Below are 647 nucleotides of genomic sequence, written 5' to 3' on the forward strand. Positions count from 1 at the left end.
TCAGCTGGACGACAGCGCGCGCACCGCGGCCGCATTCAGCCACGCGCTGTCGTCCAGATGCTGGATGAACACCGGCGTATCGGGCGCGATCGCGTTCAGTTCGGCCACCGTCGGGCCGCGCTTTTCCGCGAACTGGAAGGCGGTCCAGCCCGCCGCGACGCGCGCCCACTGCGGCGCGGGCGTGCGCTGCACCTGGCGGCGCAGCAGGTCGAGCGCATCGGCGAGCGACGTCACGCCGTCCCAGCGCAATTCCATGTTGAAGCTCAGGCCGCCGCCGATCGCGCCCAGATGCGCGTCGTTCAGGCCGGGGATCGCGGTGCGCCCGTTCAGGTCGATGCGGGTCGTGCCGGCACCCGCGTGACGCAACACGTCGCGATCGCTGCCGGTCGCGACGATGCGCCCGCCCGCGACCGCGATCGCGCTGACGAACGAACGCGTGTCGTCCTGGGTCGCGATCTTGCCGTTGAAGACGACGAGGTCCGCCGCACGTGCGGAGTCCACGGCCCTAAGCACCCTGCGCCCTCCCGAGCGGCTCGGCGGGCGCGCGGCGGCTGCCTCCCGGCATGCCGTCCGGCGGCACGCGGCGAGCCCGACGTCGCGCGTCCGTATGCCGGCACGCGGGCGCCGCGCCCCCGTCGAATGCGCCA

Annotated in this window: 1 pseudogene; it reads right to left on the minus strand. The window is 73.7% G+C overall.

Features of this window, described 5'->3' with window-relative positions:
- Positions 1-12 precede the first annotated feature (12 nt).
- Positions 13-513, minus strand: a pseudogene (locus G3N62_RS35615) (amidohydrolase family protein); the annotation flags it as partial.
- Positions 514-647 lie beyond the last annotated feature (134 nt).

This window comes from Burkholderia sp. Tr-20355 (assembly GCF_017104685.1).
Lineage (GTDB): Bacteria > Pseudomonadota > Gammaproteobacteria > Burkholderiales > Burkholderiaceae > Burkholderia > Burkholderia seminalis.